The sequence below is a fragment of the Serratia sp. DD3 genome (assembly GCF_000496755.2).
In genome coordinates, this window is sequence record NZ_AYKS02000041.1 from 40,479 (window position 1) to 59,012 (window position 18,534).

The 18,534-nt window shown below is 49.6% G+C and carries 20 protein-coding genes; 16 read left to right on the forward strand and 4 right to left on the reverse strand.

From position 1 onward, the window contains the following. Nucleotides 1-3: 3 nt before the first annotated feature. The 15 genes from mutL (at nt 4) to rplI (ending at nt 14,592) form a co-directional block, all read left to right on the forward strand. The gene (mutL, locus tag IO95_RS06465) at nt 4-1,872 is read left to right on the forward strand and encodes a DNA mismatch repair endonuclease MutL (RefSeq protein WP_023489450.1); all 1,869 of its coding nucleotides are present in this window, start codon (nt 4-6) and stop codon (nt 1,870-1,872) included. Further along, nucleotides 1,865-2,806, forward strand: a complete 942-nt coding sequence (miaA, locus tag IO95_RS06470; protein ID WP_023489451.1) for a tRNA (adenosine(37)-N6)-dimethylallyltransferase MiaA — start codon at nt 1,865-1,867, stop codon at nt 2,804-2,806. Before mutL ends, miaA begins: the two co-directional genes overlap by 8 nt. 114 nt (nt 2,807-2,920) lie before the next feature. After that, the gene (gene hfq / locus IO95_RS06475) at nt 2,921-3,223 is read left to right on the forward strand and encodes an RNA chaperone Hfq (protein WP_023489452.1); all 303 of its coding nucleotides are present in this window, start codon (nt 2,921-2,923) and stop codon (nt 3,221-3,223) included. A gap of 98 nt (nt 3,224-3,321) precedes the next feature. Beyond that, nucleotides 3,322-4,602, forward strand: a complete 1,281-nt coding sequence (gene hflX / locus IO95_RS06480; RefSeq protein ID WP_023489454.1) for a ribosome rescue GTPase HflX — start codon at nt 3,322-3,324, stop codon at nt 4,600-4,602. A gap of 234 nt (nt 4,603-4,836) precedes the next feature. Next, nucleotides 4,837-6,102 (forward strand): FtsH protease activity modulator HflK, encoded by a 1,266-nt coding sequence (gene hflK, locus IO95_RS06485; RefSeq protein ID WP_023489455.1) that lies wholly within the window; start codon nt 4,837-4,839, stop codon nt 6,100-6,102. Between the two features lie 3 nt (nt 6,103-6,105). Next, nucleotides 6,106-7,116 (forward strand): protease modulator HflC, encoded by a 1,011-nt coding sequence (hflC, locus tag IO95_RS06490; protein WP_023489456.1) that lies wholly within the window; start codon nt 6,106-6,108, stop codon nt 7,114-7,116. A gap of 108 nt (nt 7,117-7,224) precedes the next feature. Next, on the forward strand, nt 7,225-7,425 hold the full coding sequence (locus tag IO95_RS06495) for a DUF2065 domain-containing protein (RefSeq protein WP_023489457.1): 201 nt from the start codon (nt 7,225-7,227) through the stop codon (nt 7,423-7,425). Nucleotides 7,426-7,522: 97 nt separating this feature from the next. Then, nucleotides 7,523-8,821 carry an adenylosuccinate synthase gene (locus IO95_RS06500; protein ID WP_037384442.1) on the forward strand — a complete coding sequence of 433 codons (1,299 nt, stop codon included), beginning with the start codon at nt 7,523-7,525 and terminating at the stop codon, nt 8,819-8,821. Nucleotides 8,822-9,166: 345 nt separating this feature from the next. Continuing rightward, on the forward strand, nt 9,167-9,592 hold the full coding sequence (gene nsrR / locus IO95_RS06505) for a nitric oxide-sensing transcriptional repressor NsrR (protein ID WP_023489459.1): 426 nt from the start codon (nt 9,167-9,169) through the stop codon (nt 9,590-9,592). Between the two features lie 59 nt (nt 9,593-9,651). Then, on the forward strand, nt 9,652-12,138 hold the full coding sequence (gene rnr, locus IO95_RS06510; RefSeq protein WP_023489460.1) for a ribonuclease R: 2,487 nt from the start codon (nt 9,652-9,654) through the stop codon (nt 12,136-12,138). Between the two features lie 59 nt (nt 12,139-12,197). Continuing rightward, nucleotides 12,198-12,929, forward strand: a complete 732-nt coding sequence (gene rlmB / locus IO95_RS06515) for a 23S rRNA (guanosine(2251)-2'-O)-methyltransferase RlmB (protein WP_023489461.1) — start codon at nt 12,198-12,200, stop codon at nt 12,927-12,929. Nucleotides 12,930-13,146: 217 nt separating this feature from the next. After that, nucleotides 13,147-13,542: a 30S ribosomal protein S6 gene (gene rpsF / locus IO95_RS06520; RefSeq protein WP_023489462.1), complete on the forward strand. Its 396-nt coding sequence runs from the start codon at nt 13,147-13,149 to the stop codon at nt 13,540-13,542. An 8-nt stretch (nt 13,543-13,550) separates the two neighbouring features. Next, entirely contained in the window at nt 13,551-13,868 is a 318-nt protein-coding gene (priB, locus tag IO95_RS06525) for a primosomal replication protein N (protein WP_037384444.1), read from the forward strand. Nucleotides 13,869-13,872: 4 nt separating this feature from the next. Continuing rightward, entirely contained in the window at nt 13,873-14,100 is a 228-nt protein-coding gene (gene rpsR / locus IO95_RS06530; protein WP_023489463.1) for a 30S ribosomal protein S18, read from the forward strand. Nucleotides 14,101-14,139: 39 nt separating this feature from the next. Then, the gene (rplI, locus tag IO95_RS06535; RefSeq protein ID WP_023489464.1) at nt 14,140-14,592 is read left to right on the forward strand and encodes a 50S ribosomal protein L9; all 453 of its coding nucleotides are present in this window, start codon (nt 14,140-14,142) and stop codon (nt 14,590-14,592) included. A 218-nt stretch (nt 14,593-14,810) separates the two neighbouring features. Here rplI and IO95_RS06540 read toward each other — a convergent pair whose 3' ends face one another. Beyond that, complete coding sequence (locus IO95_RS06540) at nt 14,811-15,479, reverse strand: OapA family protein (protein ID WP_037384447.1); 669 nt, start codon at nt 15,477-15,479, stop codon at nt 14,811-14,813. 227 nt (nt 15,480-15,706) lie between these two features. Here IO95_RS06540 and IO95_RS06545 point away from each other — a divergent pair, with 227 nt between their 5' ends. Next, on the forward strand, nt 15,707-16,327 hold the full coding sequence (locus tag IO95_RS06545; protein WP_023489466.1) for a peptidylprolyl isomerase: 621 nt from the start codon (nt 15,707-15,709) through the stop codon (nt 16,325-16,327). Between the two features lie 45 nt (nt 16,328-16,372). Here the strand turns inward: IO95_RS06545 and ytfE are convergent, their stop codons facing one another. The 3 genes from ytfE to IO95_RS06560 form a co-directional block, all read right to left on the reverse strand. Then, nucleotides 16,373-17,047: an iron-sulfur cluster repair protein YtfE gene (ytfE, locus tag IO95_RS06550; protein ID WP_023489467.1), complete on the reverse strand. Its 675-nt coding sequence runs from the start codon at nt 17,045-17,047 to the stop codon at nt 16,373-16,375. Nucleotides 17,048-17,227: 180 nt separating this feature from the next. Further along, entirely contained in the window at nt 17,228-17,965 is a 738-nt protein-coding gene (locus IO95_RS06555) for a MerR family transcriptional regulator (protein ID WP_037384451.1), read from the reverse strand. A gap of 3 nt (nt 17,966-17,968) precedes the next feature. Continuing rightward, nucleotides 17,969-18,502: a DUF3833 domain-containing protein gene (locus IO95_RS06560; protein WP_037384454.1), complete on the reverse strand. Its 534-nt coding sequence runs from the start codon at nt 18,500-18,502 to the stop codon at nt 17,969-17,971. Nucleotides 18,503-18,534: the final 32 nt, after the last annotated feature.

Below are 18,534 nucleotides of genomic sequence, written 5' to 3' on the forward strand. Positions count from 1 at the left end.
CGTATGCCTATCCAGGTATTACCGCCACAATTAGCTAACCAGATTGCTGCCGGGGAAGTGGTTGAACGCCCGGCATCGGTAGTGAAAGAACTGGTCGAGAACAGCCTGGATGCAGGGGCGACGCGTATTGATATCGATATTGAACGTGGTGGTGCCAAGCTGATTCGTATCCGTGATAATGGCTGTGGAATTGGTAAAACGGATTTGGCTTTGGCGCTGGCCCGTCATGCAACCAGCAAAATCAGCACGTTGGATGACCTTGAAGCGATCATCAGCCTGGGTTTTCGTGGTGAGGCGCTCGCCAGTATCAGTTCAGTATCACGTTTGGTATTAACTTCACGGACCGCCGAGCAAGGGGAAGCCTGGCAGGCGTATGCGGAAGGGCGAGATCAGCAAGTGACCGTCAAACCGGCCGCACACCCAGTGGGTTGTACGGTTGAAGTGCTGGACCTGTTTTACAACACACCCGCCAGGCGTAAGTTTATGCGCACGGAAAAAACCGAATTTGGTCATATCGATGAAGTGGTGCGGCGTATCGCTCTGGCTCGTTTGGATGTGACCCTCAATTTGAGTCACAACGGCAAACTGATACGCCAATATCGAGCTGCCAAAGATCAGAGCCAGCATGAGCGACGTTTGGCAAGCATTTGTGGCCCGGCTTTTTTACAACATGCGTTAGCGGTGTCCTGGCAGCATGGTGAGCTCAGTATCCGTGGTTGGGTTGCCGATCCACAAGGGTCGGCCCAACTGGGTGAAATGCAGTATTGCTATGTTAATAGCCGAATGATGCGTGATCGACTGATCAATCATGCCATTCGTCAGGCGTATCAGGACCAGTTGAAAGACGAGCAGCAACCTGCCTATGTACTCTATCTGGAGGTGGATCCTCACCAGGTGGATGTCAATGTTCATCCAGCCAAGCATGAAGTGCGCTTTCACCAAGCACGGTTGGTGCATGATTTTATTTACCAGGCGGTGACCACGGTACTTCAGCAGGCGGCCCATATGCCATTGCCACTTGCCGAACCCAACGGACAACCCACGCCAGCCTGGCAACCGGAAAACCGCATTGCTGCTGGTGGTAACCATTTTGCACAGCCAGCGCCACAGCGAGAGCCATCGCCAGCGACGGAAACGACAGCAACGACAGAGGCGCGTGAGCGTGCGCCGCAACCGAGCTATCAGGCAGGTCCTGGTTATCAAAAGCGTGAAGGTGAATTGTACGGTAAGTTATTGCAGGCCACACCAATAGGTGAGGCAAAAAAACCGCTATTTCCAGCAGCCAAGACCGAACAACAAATACCGCTGGCGGGTAACCAACATAGTTTTGGTCGGGTATTGATGATTTATCCCCCCAGTTATGCGTTGTTGGAGCAACGCCAGCAGTTGGTGCTACTCAATTTGACGATTGCTGAGCAGGGGTTACGCCAGGTGCAGTTATGCCCCCCGGAAGAGGGATTACGACCACAACCATTACTGATCCCGATTAAGCTGACGTTGAATAAAAATGAAGTGGCTGCGTGTGTACAGCATCAGGCTTTACTGGTCAGCATGGGGCTGGAACTACAACCTGAACATGGGTATGTGATGTTGCGCGCAGTCCCTTTACCATTACGCCAACAAAATTTACAAAAGTTGATACCTGAGCTGTTAGGCTACCTCGCCGAATGTCAGGAGGTATCACCTGCCTCATTGGCTTGCTGGGTTGCGGGGCAACTCAGCAGTGAGCATGAGCAGTGGAACAACTCGCAAGCGATACAATTGTTGACTGACCTTGAGCGGTTGTGCCCACAATTAGTAAAGTCTCCGCCAGGTAACCTTTTACAGCCTGTAGATTTACACGTTGCTTTGGCGGCACTGAAACATGACTGAAATTGAAATGAACTCTCGTCCATCGGCTATTTTTATTATGGGCCCGACCGCATCCGGCAAGACTGCGTTGGCAATGGCACTACGTGAGCACTTGCCAGTGGAGCTGATCAGTGTAGATTCTGCATTGATTTATCGTGGTATGGATGTGGGTACCGCCAAGCCCTCGGCAGAAGAGTTGGCTCGAGCACCACACCGGTTGATAGATATTCGTGATCCGGCACAAGCCTATTCAGCGGCAGATTTTCGTCGCGATGCGCTGCAACAGATGCACGACATCACTGCTGCTGGTCGTATTCCCCTGTTGGTGGGGGGGACCATGCTTTATTTCAAAGCACTATTAGAAGGATTATCGCCGTTGCCCTCGGCGGATCCGGCGGTGCGTGAACAGATTGAACAGCAAGCTGCGGAGCAGGGTTGGCAAGCGATGCATCGTCAATTGCAGCAAATTGACCCAGTGGCGGCAGAGCGTATTCATCCAAATGATCCGCAGAGACTGACCAGAGCACTGGAAGTTTTTTGTATTTCGGGTAAAACTTTAACGGAACTGACTAAAATTGCAGGTGAATCGTTGCCGTATCAAGTTCACCAATTTGCAATAGCGCCATCCAGTCGGGAGTTGTTACATCAACGTATCGAACTGCGGTTCAAGCAAATGTTGGCTGCAGGGTTTGAAGCGGAATCGCGTGCTCTGTTCTCTCGGGGTGATTTGCATCAGGATTTGCCCGCTATTCGCTGTGTTGGTTATCGCCAGATGTGGTCATATTTATCGGGCGATATTAGTTATGATGAGATGGTTTTTCGTGGTATTTGTGCAACACGTCAATTGGCTAAACGCCAAATGACCTGGTTACGGGGTTGGGAGTCGGTTTATTGGCTAGACAGTGATAAACAGGGAGAGGCTTTGAACACAGTAATACAGGTTGTTAGTGCATAGGTTGGGCGATTGTGTACAATTGACAGATATTCGGCGCGCAAATTTTTTAGGTCGTTTATTTTAGAGCCAATAGGTTCTTTGTTACAAACAACAAGCAAATAAGGAAAAGATAGAATGGCTAAGGGGCAATCTTTGCAAGATCCGTTCCTGAACGCATTGCGTCGTGAACGAGTTCCGGTTTCTATTTATTTGGTGAATGGTATTAAGCTGCAAGGCCAGATTGAGTCTTTTGACCAGTTTGTCATTCTGTTGAAGAACACGGTAAGCCAGATGGTTTATAAGCATGCGATCTCTACCGTTGTTCCATCGCGCCCGGTGTCGCATCACAGTAACAATCCGAGTGGCGGTACGACAGGTGGTTATCACCATGGTAATAATCCATCTGCACCGCAGCAGGAAAGCGATGACGCTGAATAAAGCTTATCGCGAATTAACCATGACGGGGAGCCTAGGCTGCAATGTGCGGTTTATGCCCCCCGAACCCGCGGTTTTTTTCCGTTTGAGAGGTCGCACGTTTGTTTGACCGCTATGAAACTGGTGAACAGGCCGTACTGGTTCATATTTATTTCTCGCAAGATAAAGATAGTGAAGATCTCAGTGAGTTTGAATCACTGGTCTCTTCTGCCGGTGTCGAAGCTTTGCAGGTGGTGACAGGTAGTCGCAAAGCGCCGCATCCTAAATACTTTGTCGGTGAAGGAAAGGCCCAAGAAATCGCCGAGGCGGTGAAAGCTGCTGGTGCGTCTGTTGTTTTGTTTGATCATGCCCTTTCCGCTGCGCAGGAGAGAAATCTTGAGCGCTTATGTGAATGTCGGGTGATTGACCGTACGGGTTTGATTTTAGATATTTTTGCTCAGCGTGCTCGTACCCACGAAGGTAAGCTGCAGGTAGAGCTGGCGCAGTTACGCCATATTGCTACGCGTTTGGTGCGTGGTTGGACCCATCTGGAACGTCAGAAAGGTGGCATAGGCTTGCGGGGGCCGGGAGAAACCCAGTTAGAAACTGACCGCCGTCTGTTGAGAGACCGCATCAGTTTGATTCTGCGCCGTCTGGAACGCGTAGAGAAGCAACGTGAACAGGGCCGGCGAGCTCGCACCCGTGCTGATGTACCGACAGTCTCATTGGTAGGTTATACCAACGCCGGTAAGTCAACCTTGTTTAACCGAATTACTTCTGCCGATGTTTATGCGGCGGACCAGCTATTTGCCACCTTGGATCCCACCTTACGACGTATTGAAGTAGCGGATGTGGGTGATACCGTGTTGGCGGATACAGTAGGTTTTATCCGGCATTTGCCGCATGATCTTGTTGCTGCTTTTAAGGCCACTTTACAGGAAACGCGCCAAGCCTCTTTATTGTTACATGTGATCGACGCAGCGGATAACCGGGTGGATGAGAACATTGAGGCAGTGAATAGCGTGTTGGCAGAGATTGAGTCGGATGAGATCCCGACACTGTTAGTGATGAACAAAATAGATATGCTGGATGATTTTGTCCCGCGTATCGATCGCAACGATGAAAATTTACCCATCCGAGTGTGGTTATCCGCCGCCAGTGGTGAAGGTATTCCGTTGTTATTTCAGGCGTTGACAGAACGCTTATCGGGGCAGATCGTGCATCACCAACTGCGATTGCCACCACAGGCCGGTCGTCTGCGTAGTCGTTTTTATCAGCTTCAGGCAATCGAGAAAGAATGGAATGAAGAGGACGGTAGTATCGGTGTGATAATACGTATGCCGATCGTGGAGTGGCGTCGCCTCTGTAAACAGGAACAGGATCTGATTAACTTTATCGTATGATTGTATCCTGTTACATTTAGCCGCTCGTTTTAACAATTGACTAGGCTATACCCATAGTTTTCAACATGTCATTGGCAGAGTGAGGCCCCTGGCTCTCGGTAAATCCGGTAACAGGGGAATGAGGATCTCTCTTCCTGCCGTTGGCATGACAATGGGGATAACCCTTGCATTTTCAAAGACGAAGGGCAAAGCGTTAGCCTGAAGTACCTAATCACAGAATAATGGAGCTAAAACATGGCGTGGAATCAGCCCGGTAATAACGGACAAGACCGCGACCCGTGGGGGAGCGGCAATAATAATGGCGGCAACTCTGGCGGTAACAATAATAAAGGTGGGCGCGACCAAGGGCCCCCGGATTTAGATGATATTTTCCGTAAGCTGAGCAAGAAATTGAGCAGCCTGGGCGGGAATAAGGGCTCCAACAGCAATAACAGTGGTGGTACTGGTTCAGCCAAGAATTTCAGTGGCAGAATCATCGTTATTGCCGTGGTTGCCGCTGTGGTGGTTTGGGCCGCAAGTGGCTTCTATACCATTAGAGAAGCTGAACGTGGTGTCGTCACTCGATTCGGTAAATTGAGTCATCTGGTACAACCGGGTTTGAACTGGAAACCGACATTTATTGATCAGGTGATCGCGGTCAACGTGGAGTCCGTGCGTGAACTGGCGGCATCAGGCGTGATGCTCACGTCGGATGAGAACGTGGTGCGCGTGGAAATGAACGTTCAGTATCGTGTCACGGATCCGGCGGCTTATCTGTTCAGCGTTACAGATCCCAATGATAGCTTAAGACAAGCGACAGATAGCGCATTGCGTGGTGTTATTGGTAAATACACCATGGACAAGATCCTCACCGAAGGCCGTACCATTGTACGTAGCGATACGCAGCGTGTACTGGAAGAAACCATTCGTCCGTACAAAATGGGGATCACTTTGCTTGACGTCAACTTCCAGGCTGCTCGTCCGCCGGAAGAGGTGAAAGCGGCGTTTGATGATGCTATTGCCGCACGTGAAAATGAACAGCAATTCATCCGTGAAGCAGAGGCTTACGCCAACGAAGTTCAGCCGCGCGCCAATGGTGCGGCACAGCGTTTGTTGGAAGACGCCAGAGCTTATGAAGCACGTACTGTTCTGGAAGCTCAGGGTGAAGTAGCGAAGTTTACCAAGCTGCTGCCGGAGTATAAGTCTGCACCAGAACTTACGCGTGAACGTCTGTATATCGAGACCATGGAAAAAGTCTTTAGCCATACCCGTAAGGTGTTGGTGAATGACAAAGGCAACAATAATCTGATGGTGTTACCACTGGATCAAATGTTGCGTAACCAGGCCGGTCCGACAGTAAGCCAAGGTAATAGTGATACCAGCCTGATTCGTCTCAACCCTGCTCCATCCACTGACAGTGTTTCGGATGCCAGTCCCAACAATACCACGAGTGGTTCAACTATGGACCAACGCCGTGTCAATACGCAGCGTAGCGACAATACTCGCGTAGGGAGAGAATAATCAATGCGTAAGTCATTTATAGTTATCGTTGCCGTGGTGCTGGTAGCGCTGTATACCTCCTTGTTTGTGGTACAGGAAGGTGAGCGTGGCATTGTGTTGCGTTTTGGCAAAGTACTGCGTGACAACGAAAATAAACCACAGGTGTATGCACCAGGGTTACATTTCAAGATTCCGTTTATTGAAACTGTGAAAACCTTGGATGCACGTATTCAGACCATGGATAACCAGGCGGATCGCTTTGTCACTAGCGAGAAGAAAGATCTGATCGTTGACTCCTTCCTGAAGTGGCGCATCAGTGATTTTAGCCGTTACTACCTGGCAACGGGTGGTGGTGATGTTTCTCAGGCCGAGGTTCTGTTGAAGCGTAAATTTAGTGACCGTCTACGTTCGGAGATTGGTCGTCTGGATGTGCGTGATATTGTTACTGACTCCCGTGGCCGCTTGATGGCCGATGTCCGTGACGCATTGAATACTGGTACTGTGGGTGATGGTGAGGTGGTGGCTACCACTGAAGCTGATGATGCTATCGCTTCTGCTGCAGCCCGCGTTGATCGCGAAACCACCGGTAAGCAGCCACAGATTAACCCGAACAGCATGGCTGCATTGGGTATTGAGGTGGTTGATGTGCGTATCAAACAGATCAACCTGCCAGCGGAAGTGTCTGATGCAATATTCCAGCGTATGCGTGCAGAACGTGAAGCAGTAGCACGTCGTCATCGTTCTCAGGGTAAAGAAGCTGCGGAGAAGCTGAAAGCGACTGCCGACTATGAGGTGACCCGCACCATTGCAGAAGCTGAGCGTCAGGCACGTATTACTCGTGGTGCTGGTGATGCACAAGCCGCCAGATTGTTTGCGGATGCATTTAGCCAGGATCCTGATTTTTACTCCTTTATCCGTAGCCTGCGTGCTTATGAAACCAGTTTTGGTTCAGGTAACCAGGATGTGCTGGTATTGAGTCCGGACAGCGATTTCTTCCGCTATATGAAGTCGCCGGAAGCAACACGAAATAGATAAAATACCTAATGTCTTTCTGACCATGTATTGAAAGAGAACGGTTTTGAAAGAGAAGGGTAGGTATCGGGGCTCGTTAAATGCGAGCCCTGATTTTTTTGAGGGATCATGATGAATTTAACGATCTGGCTGGCACTCGGATTGGTTTTGGTACTCGAAGGGTTGGGGCCAATGCTGTTTCCACAGGCTTGGCGTAAAATGATCCTGGCGATGACCCAGTTGCCAGATTCAACTTTACGGCGTTTTGGTGGTGGACTAGTGGTTGCTGGCTGCGTGATCTACTACATGTTGAGTAGCCGTGCCGGGGGATAAACGGGAGTCGAAAAAGTAGGCAGTTGTCGGTTAAAAGTGCTGAAACTCACAAATTACGGTGTTAGAATCCATTTTTAAGCAACCGGTGATGGTAAAAATGGGTAACAACGTCGTCGTACTGGGCACCCAATGGGGTGACGAAGGTAAGGGTAAGGTCGTAGACCTGCTGACCGAACGGGCTAAATATGTTGTGCGCTACCAAGGTGGCCATAATGCAGGCCATACTCTCGTTATCGACGGTGAAAAAACCGTTCTTCATTTAATTCCCTCAGGTATCTTGCGTGAAAACGTGACCAGTATCATTGGCAATGGTGTGGTTCTGGCTCCAGATGCATTGATGAAAGAAATGGGGGAGCTCGAAGCGCGTGGTATCCCGGTGCGTGAGCGGCTGTTATTGTCTGAAGCCTGTCCGCTGATCCTGCCTTACCACGTCGCCTTGGATAATGCGCGTGAGAAAGCGCGTGGTGCTAAAGCGATCGGGACCACGGGTCGTGGTATCGGCCCGGCTTATGAAGATAAAGTGGCTCGTCGTGGTCTGCGTGTGGGTGATCTGTTTGATAAAGAGACCTTCGCGGTTAAGCTGAAGGAGGTCATCGATTACCACAACTTCCAGTTGGTTAACTACTACAAGGTCGATGCGGTTGATTACCAGGCAACGCTTGATTACGTGATGTCTATCGCAGATGTCCTGACCTCAATGGTGGTGGATGTTTCCGAATTGCTGGACGGTGCGCGTAAACGCGGTGAACGCGTGATGTTCGAAGGCGCACAGGGTACCTTGCTGGATATTGACCACGGTACTTATCCCTATGTTACCTCGTCTAATACCACCGCAGGTGGTGTCGCAACCGGTTCTGGCATTGGCCCACGTTATGTGAATTATGTGCTGGGCATCGTGAAAGCCTATTCTACCCGCGTGGGGGCTGGCCCATTCCCAACTGAACTGTTCGATGAAACAGGTGAATATCTGTGTAAGCAAGGCAATGAGTTTGGTGCTACCACTGGTCGCCGTCGTCGTACCGGTTGGTTGGATGCAGTTGCAGTACGCCGTGCTGTGCAACTGAACTCGTTATCGGGCTTCTGTTTGACCAAACTGGATGTTCTCGATGGTCTGAAAGAAGTGAAGATCTGTGTGGGTTACCGCATGCCAGATGGTTCTGAAATCACCACTACGCCGCTGGCGGCAGAAGGTTGGGAAGGTATTGAACCGATTTATGAGAGCATGCCTGGCTGGAGTGAAACCACCTTTGGGGTGAAAGACTACAGCCAATTGCCACAGCCGGCGCTAAATTATATCAAACGTATCGAAGAGCTGACGGGCGTGCCAGTAGATATTATTTCTACCGGGCCAGACCGTAGCGAAACCATGATATTACGTGACCCGTTTGATGCATAATCTGTTGTTATGTTTGGATGTACCTGTCGTTCAGGTTGCAGAAGGTATTTCTGTAACTTGAATGATACTAGCGATAAAGCAAACCGGGTTCTGTCCCGGTTTGTCTGATCACCGTTCCCCGATAACCCCTTCGTATTGAAAATTCTTTATACCTAAAATCATCTGGCTCTCTGTCGCTTGGATGATAACCGGTAGAAATAATTAGCAACGGGCTCTCTGGCTGGTTTATTATCCAATCAGATATCAATTCCAGGTTGTGTCTCAGCGGCCTGCATGATGATGAAATATTAAGAAATCGCCGAGAATCGGCATATTAAATGGGTAAACAGTTACCCAGAGGTAGACGTGCAGTTAACCAGTTTTACGGACTATGGCCTGCGGGCATTGATCTATATGGCATCATTACCGGCAGAGAGAATGACCAGTATCTCTGAGGTGACGGAAGTGTACGGTCTTTCACGCAACCATATGGTAAAAATTATCAATCAGTTAAGCCATACAGGCTTTGTCACTACCGTGCGGGGCAAAAACGGCGGTATTCGCCTGGGTAAACCTGCCAGCACTATTCGTTTGGGCGATGTAGTACGTGCCCTGGAGCCACTTTCACTGGTGAATTGTACCAGTGATTTTTGCCACATAACGCCAGCCTGTCGCTTGAAGTCGGTACTTCAACAGGCGGTACAGAATTTCCTTAAGGAGCTGGACAATTATACTTTGGCCGATATGGTTGAAGACAACTCACAGCTCTACAGGCTTTTGCTTGTCAAATAAAGCGTTGCTGAGCCAATCAGGCTCAATGACATCCTGCTGATGACAACCGAGGAATCCTAATGTCACAAGATCCATTTTTGGAACGAGAAGCAGAAAAATATGAATCCCCAATTCCGAGTCGCGAATTTATTCTGGCTCATTTGGCGAAACGTGAAACGCCAGCCAGCCGCGAAGAGTTGGGTAATGAACTGAATTTATCTGGAGAAGAACAACTTGAAGCTTTGCGCCGTCGTCTACGGGCGATGGAGCGTGATGGCCAGTTAGTGTTTACTCGCCGCCAGTGCTATGCCTTGCCAGAGCGACTGGACTTGCTGCGTGGCACCGTGATCGGTCATCGCGATGGCTACGGCTTTTTGCGTGTTGAAGGGCGTAAAGACGATCTGTATCTTTCCGCCGAACAAATGAAAATGGCGATCCATGGTGATGTGGTATTGGCGCAGCCATTGGGTGAAGACCGCAAGGGGCGCCGCGAAGCGCGGATTGTGCGTGTGTTGGTGCCTAAAACCAGTCAGATTGTCGGGCGTTATTTCACTGATGCCGGTACCGGCTTTGTGGTGCCTGATGATGGCCGCCTCAATTTTGACATCCTGATACCGGCTGACGCCATTTGTGGTGCGCGTATGGGGTATATGGTCGTCGTCGAGTTGACTCAACGCCCAACGCGTCGTACCAAAGCCGTGGGTAAGATAGTCGAGGTACTGGGGGATAAAATGGGCACGAGCATGGCGGTAGACATCGCTCTGCGTACCCACGAGATCCCGCATACTTGGCCGCCGCAGGTGGAAAAACAGGTTGCCGACCTCAGCGAGCAAGTGCCAGAGGCCGCTAAAAAAGGGCGTGTGGACCTGCGTGAACTGCCACTGGTGACCATTGATGGTGAGGATGCCCGCGACTTTGATGATGCGGTGTATTGTGAGAAGAAACGTGGTGGCGGTTGGCGTTTGTGGGTCGCCATTGCTGATGTCAGCTATTACGTGCGTCCACGCACCGCGCTGGATGATGAAGCCCGTAGCCGAGGTACATCGGTCTACTTCCCTTCAGAAGTGGTGCCGATGCTGCCGGAAGTGCTCTCCAATGGCCTGTGTTCTCTCAACCCGCAGGTAGATCGTCTGTGTATGGTTTGTGAGATGACCATCTCTGCACAGGGCCGTCTCTCTTCATTTAAATTTTATGAAGCAGTGATGAGTTCTCATGCACGTTTAACCTATACCAAGGTGTGGCATATCCTTCAGGGGGATCAGGAACTGCGTGAACAGTACCATCCTTTGGTTAAACACCTGCAGGAGTTACACGCGCTGTATAAAGTGTTGGACCAGGCTCGTGCTGAGCGTGGCGGTATTGCCTTCGAAACAGAAGAAGCCAAGTTTATCTTCAATGCTGAACGCCGTATTGAACGTGTTGAGCCAACGGTACGCAATGATGCGCATAAGCTAATTGAAGAGTGCATGATCATGGCAAACGTTGCGGCAGCACGTTTTGTTGAAAAGAATAATGAGCCTGCACTGTTCCGTGTGCATGATCGCCCCAGTGACGATCATATTACGGCATTGCGTAGTGTGCTGAGTGAGCTTGGTCTGACTTTGGGTGGGGGAATGAAACCGCAACCGAAAGATTACGCCACTTTGATGGACGAGGTCTCTGAGCGTCCGGATCGGGAAATGCTGCAAACCATGCTGCTGCGTTCGATGAAACAGGCGGTTTATGATCCCGAGAATCGTGGTCACTTCGGTTTGGCATTGGCGGCTTATGCTCACTTTACTTCGCCAATTCGCCGTTACCCAGATTTGTCGTTACACCGGGCTATCAAATATCTGCTGGCTAAAGAGCATGGTCAGCCGAAGGAGCGCTGGACACCTACCGGTGGTTGGCACAGTGAATTCGAAGAGATGCTGCAACTGGGCGAACACTGTTCGATGACGGAGCGCCGTGCGGATGAAGCTACGCGTAATGTCGCGGACTGGTTGAAGTGTGATTTCATGCAGGATCACGTCGGTGAAGTGTTCAGCGGGATTATTGCCAGTGTCACTTCATTTGGCTTTTTTGTGCGTTTAAACGATCTGTTTATTGATGGTTTAGTGCATGTCTCAACCTTGGATAACGATTACTACCGCTACGATAATATTGGTCAGCGCCTGATAGGTGAATCCAGCGGTATGGTTTATCGTCTGGGTGATGCGGTGGAAATTCGTGTTGATGCAGTGCATCTGGATGAGCGCAAGATTGATTTTGCTTTGGTATCGAGCACGCGCAAGCCAAGGGGGGAGGGTAAAACTGAACGACAACGCAGCAAAAGCGGTAACCCTCGTAGATTACGTGATGGTAAGGGGGCAGAGCCAGGCCAGAAGCCACGTAAATCCCGCAGTGGTAAAGCACCTGCGAATTTTGAGGCAGATAGCGTTTTTCGTAAGAAAGAGGCTAAGCCTGCTGATAAGGTGAAAAAGGACAAAAAGGCGAAAGCCAAAAAAGTGTCTGATAAAACCCAAAAGATAGCGGCGGCAACCAAAGCTAAACGTGCCAGCAAGAAGAAAGCTGCAGAGCATAAATAATCTGCCGCATTTGTTATCACCGGCCAGGAAGACCCTGGCCACACAGTTAAAAGATCATCATGAGCGAAATTATTTACGGTATTCACGCCGTCAAAGCCCTATTAGAACGAGATCCACAACGTTTCCTGGAAGTATTTATTCTCAAGGGGCGTGACGATCGTCGCTTGCAACCATTGATTGCTGAGCTGGAAGCTAGCGGTATCGTTATCCAGGTGGCAAACCGCCAATGGCTGGATGAGAAGGTGGAAGGGGCAGTCCATCAAGGGATTATTGCGCGGGTACGTGAAGGGCGGAAGTATCAGGAAAACGACTTACCGGGCCTGTTGGAAAATATCGATACCCCATTTTTGTTGGTATTGGATGGCATTACGGACCCACATAATCTGGGTGCCTGTCTGCGTAGTGCCGATGCGGCTGGGGTTCATGCGGTAATTGTCCCCCGTGATCGTTCTGCCCAATTGAATGCAACGGCAAAGAAAGTCGCCTGTGGGGCAGCAGAAAACGTGCCATTGATCCAGGTCACCAACCTGGCGCGTACCTTGCGGTTATTGCAAGAGATGAATATTTGGGTGGTAGGCACCGCAGGTGAAGCGGACCATACTTTATACCAAAGCAAAATGACCGGCCCGATGGCCCTGGTGATGGGGGCGGAAGGGGATGGTATGCGGCGTTTGACCCGTGAACATTGTGATGAGCTGATCAGCATTCCGATGGCAGGGACGGTTTCTTCGCTTAACGTTTCCGTCGCAACCGGTATCTGCTTGTTTGAAGCGGTACGTCAGCGCAGTTGATAAGCTAAGTTGATACCCGTCGCCATGCCAAGCCCACGGCAATTGGCATGGCGACGGGTAGAAAACTGTAATAAATCCCATTCATCCCTTGAGTTTCCAGCGCTCCGCCAGTATGATTACGCGTCATTTTTCAGCCGCACACATACACACGTTCCTTGCTTCCATGGGCCGCGGTTGACCCTGACAGGAGGCTGAATAATCCGTAAGGAGCAATTCGATGCGTCATTACGAAATCGTTTTTATGGTCCATCCTGACCAAAGCGAACAGGTTCCGGGCATGATCGAGCGTTATAGTGCTACTATCACTAACGCGCAAGGTCAGATCCATCGTCTGGAAGACTGGGGCCGCCGTCAACTGGCTTATCCGATCAACAAACTGCATAAAGCTCACTATGTTCTGCTGAACGTTGAAGCTCCGCAGGAAGCGATCGATGAGCTGGAAACTAACTTCCGCTTCAACGACGCCGTTATCCGTAGCATGGTTATGCGCGTTAAGCACGCGGTAACTGAAGCATCTCCGATGGTTAAAGCGAAAGATGAACGTCGTGGCGATCGCCGCGAAGACTTCGCTAATGAAATCGCTGATGATGATGTTGGGGATTCTGAAGAGTAATTGCCGCCGTGACGGCTAATCGTCTGGTGTTGTCTGGCACAGTGTGCAAGACGCCGGTACGAAAAGTAAGTCCTTCCGGGATACCCCACTGCCAATTTGTGCTTGAGCACCGATCAACGCAGCAGGAAGCCGGATTCAGCAGGCAAGCATGGTGCCGAATGCCCGTGGTTGCCAGTGGACAACAGTCACAAGCTTTAACTCAAAGATTAACGGTCGGCACTCAGGTCACTATTCAAGGCTTTGTTAGCTGCCATCAAGGGCGCAACGGGTTGAATAAATTGGTCCTGCATGCCGAGCAGATTGAATTGATAGATTCTGGAGACTAGCCAAATGGCACGTTATTTCCGTCGTCGCAAGTTCTGCCGTTTCACTGCGGAAGGCGTTCAAGAGATTGACTATAAAGACATCGCTACGCTGAAAAACTACATCACTGAAAGTGGTAAAATTGTCCCGAGCCGTATTACCGGTACTCGTGCAAAGTATCAGCGCCAACTGGCCCGTGCTATCAAGCGCGCGCGCTACCTGTCTTTGTTGCCGTACACTGATAGTCATCAGTAATCGGCCACTGTCCATTAACGACTTTGAGAGGATAAGGTAATGCAAGTTATTCTGCTTGATAAAGTAGCAAACCTGGGCAGCCTGGGTGATCAGGTTAACGTTAAAGCGGGTTATGCCCGTAACTTCTTGGTACCACAGGGCAAAGCTGTTCCTGCTACCAAGAAAAACGTAGAGTTCTTTGAAGCACGCCGTGCTGAACTGGAAGCCAAACTGTCAGAAGTTCTGGCTGCAGCCCAAGTTCGCGCAACCAAGATCAACGAACTGGCCACGGTAACCATCGCGTCTAAAGCAGGCGACGAAGGTAAACTGTTCGGCTCTATCGGTACCCGTGACATCGCTGACGCAGTGACTGCGGCTGGTGTTGAAGTTGCCAAGAGCGAAGTTCGTCTGCCAAATGGCGTTCTGCGTACCACTGGTGAGCACGAAGTGCATTTCCAAGTACACAGCGACGTGTTTGCACAGCTGAATGTAGTTGTGGTTGCAGAAGCTTAATCGCTGCTGTTAGCCAAGTTAAAACGCCAGCCTTGTGCTGGCGTTTTGCTTTTTAATCACCGCTAAAAAGTATTATTTCGTCTGTTTTGCATAAGTAAATTGCAGCAAGGCCAGACGTTGACACTGTTGTATTGCAGCAAAGACACACAGCGCAACCAAAGGATTGAACTGTACCTATGAATTGTACTGCGTGATTTTCTGCAGGAACAAAGTAAAACCTAACGCAGGCGAAGGTAGCTGCCATCAGTCTGGCGCCGAAACAGTGCTTCGCTATTATCCGCCGTAGTGATAGCGAGAGTGGTAATCACCCCATTGGCATTACGCTCGATACGTACTTTTTGTCCCGCCTTAAGATTACTGAGCGGTTTATCGCGACCCTCTACCTGCGCCATGGCAAAAACATCATTAACCGGTAAGCCATTGTCGCGGAATAGTTGCGCCAGAGTCTGTCCTGCCTTGATCTCATAGCCTTGCCAGTTAGGGCTACCCGTCGTGGTGGGTTGCTGTTGTTGTGGCTGTTGCGCGCCATTATTCAGTAATTGAGCCTGCATAAGGGCACTATTTTCCTGGTTGGTCACCGGGAATGGACGTGGTGCGCTATCGTCGGAGTAGGGCCACAGTAATGAAAGCAGCAAGGTGGTACCAAAAATAATCACCCAACGGCGGTGAAAATTGGGTAAAGGTTCCATCCATTGGAAGCTGTCTGGCAGGTGCCATATTCTCAACAACAAGGCTTTTAGTCTATTTTTAAAGCTTGGTGTCTGGATCGTTTCTTGCTCTGTGGGTGTCAGCCTAGGCTTGAAACGCTGGTTCAGATTCAGCCAGAGGCGCGATAGCGTCTGATAGACCCAGGGGGTTTTCCTTTTCCTGGGCGCGATTCTGCCCATGGTGACCTCTCTTCGACTACATCAGAATATGTAAGCTGCCGATCATTGGCTGCGTTACTTGTCTCACCCATTTGGGTGTTGGCGAGGGGAATGGCCCCAAGTGTTAACAATAACTTATTGTTTCTTTTTCTACGACAAAAGTCATCATTATCTACACAAGATTTTACCCGGCTTTCAGGCACTGTTATGCTGCATCTTCGACTTTTTACAGATTAAAGGAAAAACCCATGACAACCCCTTCTTTTGATAGCGTTGAAGCGCAAGCAAGTTACGGGATTGGTTTACAGGTCGGTCAGCAACTGCAAGAGTCTGGTCTGGAAGGTTTACAACCAGAAGCTTTGTTGGCTGGCTTGCGTGATGCGTTGGAAGGGAACGCACCGGCTGTACCGGTCGATGTGGTTCACCGCGCACTACGTGAAATCCATGAGCGTGCAGATGCGGTACGCCTTGAACGTCAAAAGGCAATGGCCGTAGAAGGTCAGAAGTTCTTGCAGGATAATGTCAAACGTGACGACGTGACGCAGACTGAGTCGGGTTTACAGTTCAGCGTATTGGAGCAGGGTAATGGCCCTATCCCATCCCGTCAGGATCGGGTACGCGTGCATTATACTGGCCGCCTGATCAATGGTGATGTGTTCGACAGTTCTGTTGAGCGTGGTCAGCCAGCAGAGTTCCCGGTTAGTGGAGTGATCCCCGGCTGGATCGAAGCGTTGACACTGATGCCTGTGGGATCAAAATGGCAGTTATATATTCCACATAACCTGGCCTATGGTGAACGTGGCGCCGGCGCATCAATCCCACCTTTCAGCGCATTAATTTTTGACGTTGAATTGCTGGAAATTTTGTAATAGGTTACGGCCTTGAAGCATGGGCGCCTTAGTGACGCCCTGACTTTATTGACCATTAAGGGCCCGCGGGAACAACAAATTGTTCTCCAGATGGATATGCTCCATCTGGTCGGCAATAAACGTATTGATCCCATTATATAATGCCTGCCAGGTATTGCAGGCACCTGCCGGTGGCGTCACGTTATTGGTGAGGAATTTCACAACCTCCAACTGTTCGTCCACTTCATTATGTTCATACTCCATCACCGAAATTGGCCCCGCCGCCTGTTGCCCCATACCTTGTTTGATCAGCGGGAACAGGATCTGCTCTTCCTTCATCATATGGTTTTCAAGGCTGAGATTGATCAGATTTAACTGTTTCGCCAGCCCGCGTGGGCAAGTGGGCTTGTCGGCATGAACACGTTCGACCTTTTCTGCCATTAATACCAGCTCTGGCAACTGTTCGCGGTGACGTTGGTGGAAGCGTGGCAGAATGTAATCGATGATCTCCGACAGCGGGGCCTGATGCCAGTCGCGGTTATCTACGGAGTCTGCTGCCAGTGCAGCCAGTGCAGCCAGTTCACTTTCCAATCTCTCCAGATCCAAATCTTTGCGGCTGGCAGCTCGCTCCAAGGTTTGGTTTCCTCCGCAGCAGAAGTCCAAGCCATAGTCGCGGAATAGTTTACTGGCTTGCGGGATAGCGATGGCGAGTGCGCCGAGGGATTGGCTACGATAATCCATGTTAGTGCCTCTTAAAGTGAATAAACTTATAACATGCATTTTAAATGCAATTTAAAGGGTGTGCCATCAATAAAAGAGGTTAAATGGTAAGGGCGCATGGAAATGTGCCCAGTTATGTAATTATTTTTTGTATATCAATATGATAGAGTGAAAATCCAATGCTGTCTGTACAACCCATGATTAACGTAACAGGGCGACCTGCAGTGATAAAACGTAATTACGCCATACCTCACACTGTTTTTCTTCTAGTGCGGTGAGTTTGGTAGAGGTGAGTAGGATCCAATGATAATCAGGAAATAATTCAGGAGCCAATAGGGTACATGGCCATGCCAGCACTTCTATCCTCTTGCCTGCGCCTGACAATTTTAAGGCTTCCAGCCAAATCTCTGCCGGATCACTAAGCTTCCACCCTACTAAAATATATTTTTCTCCCCGAGAACGTTTATCTGCATCCAGACAAAAAGAGGTATAGCCGATAATCAGCGAATCAAGGATGGTGCGTAATGTGAGCATCGGTGCAGTATTTGCTGCTATTAACACACGTAAAGGGCGCAATACATGATCAACCAGATAACTGCGAGGGTAATCTCGTCCGCAAGCAAAGAGTAACTGACGCAAGGCATCTATCTTTCCTTGTTGTAGTAGTAACAGTATTTTTTCCTGCAACTGCTGCCAGTTATTATTGGTTTGGTTGTGGTCACTTTCAAGTAGCGGTTTTATCTGGCTGACAGGGACACCCTTTTTTATCCAATCTAAGACGCTAAGTACTCGTTTAAGATCCGATTGGCTATAGAGTCGGTGCCCCCCTTCTGTACGTTCAGGCTTAAGTAAACCATAACGGCGTTGCCAAGCCCGTAATGTGGTCGCGCTAACACCACAGAGGTTGGCAAATTCGCTGATGGTATAAAGTGTAAGCATGGCCTACAGCTTTGCTGGTTTATCAAAAAACAAGGTCACGGTACCCACAGTGACACCAAACTTTTTAAGCTTGGTAAGATTAAACAGATGGTTATTATCCTGCAGGTACATCCAGTCGTCAAAACTGAGTAACCAGGTTTTTCCCCCAGTGGTGACATTCATTTTGTACTGCCAATTAAAGGTGTTTCCTACCGCCTGCCCGCTGGCGACACCTTCTATATCATTGGCAGTTCCTTCGTAACGACCATTTTCAAGACGACGTATATGCCATGTACGCTGTTGTTTCTCTCCATCGTCGTAAACAAAATTTTCATGTAGTGTCAGCGTATTATCGATAACGCTACCGACAATTTCTACATGGAAACGACGAACCTGTTTCTGGCTGAAGTCTTGTACCATCCCCCAGGCTTCTGTTTTACCGTTAAAATAATCGAAGATATCCAGTGTAGGTGTTGATGCTCGATAGTCGTTGATATCAGCACTGCATCCGGTCAACATCATGACCAGTAAACTACCAATCTTGAGTATTTTTTTCATTTAACATCTCCTGTTTCTATTCTAGATTTTCT

Coding starts and splice junctions, on each gene's coding strand:
- mutL (WP_023489450.1), top strand. CDS start 4: ATGCCTATCCAGGTATTACCGCCACAATTAGCTAACCAGATTGCTGCC.
- miaA (WP_023489451.1), top strand. CDS start 1,865: ATGACTGAAATTGAAATGAACTCTCGTCCATCGGCTATTTTTATTATG.
- hfq (WP_023489452.1), top strand. CDS start 2,921: ATGGCTAAGGGGCAATCTTTGCAAGATCCGTTCCTGAACGCATTGCGT.
- hflK (WP_023489455.1), top strand. CDS start 4,837: ATGGCGTGGAATCAGCCCGGTAATAACGGACAAGACCGCGACCCGTGG.
- hflC (WP_023489456.1), top strand. CDS start 6,106: ATGCGTAAGTCATTTATAGTTATCGTTGCCGTGGTGCTGGTAGCGCTG.
- IO95_RS06495 (WP_023489457.1), top strand. CDS start 7,225: ATGAATTTAACGATCTGGCTGGCACTCGGATTGGTTTTGGTACTCGAA.
- IO95_RS06500 (WP_037384442.1), top strand. CDS start 7,523: ATGGGTAACAACGTCGTCGTACTGGGCACCCAATGGGGTGACGAAGGT.
- rnr (WP_023489460.1), top strand. CDS start 9,652: ATGTCACAAGATCCATTTTTGGAACGAGAAGCAGAAAAATATGAATCC.
- rlmB (WP_023489461.1), top strand. CDS start 12,198: ATGAGCGAAATTATTTACGGTATTCACGCCGTCAAAGCCCTATTAGAA.
- rpsF (WP_023489462.1), top strand. CDS start 13,147: ATGCGTCATTACGAAATCGTTTTTATGGTCCATCCTGACCAAAGCGAA.
- rpsR (WP_023489463.1), top strand. CDS start 13,873: ATGGCACGTTATTTCCGTCGTCGCAAGTTCTGCCGTTTCACTGCGGAA.
- rplI (WP_023489464.1), top strand. CDS start 14,140: ATGCAAGTTATTCTGCTTGATAAAGTAGCAAACCTGGGCAGCCTGGGT.
- IO95_RS06540 (WP_037384447.1), bottom strand. CDS start 15,479: ATGGGCAGAATCGCGCCCAGGAAAAGGAAAACCCCCTGGGTCTATCAG.
- IO95_RS06545 (WP_023489466.1), top strand. CDS start 15,707: ATGACAACCCCTTCTTTTGATAGCGTTGAAGCGCAAGCAAGTTACGGG.
- ytfE (WP_023489467.1), bottom strand. CDS start 17,047: ATGGATTATCGTAGCCAATCCCTCGGCGCACTCGCCATCGCTATCCCG.
- IO95_RS06555 (WP_037384451.1), bottom strand. CDS start 17,965: ATGCTTACACTTTATACCATCAGCGAATTTGCCAACCTCTGTGGTGTT.
- IO95_RS06560 (WP_037384454.1), bottom strand. CDS start 18,502: ATGAAAAAAATACTCAAGATTGGTAGTTTACTGGTCATGATGTTGACC.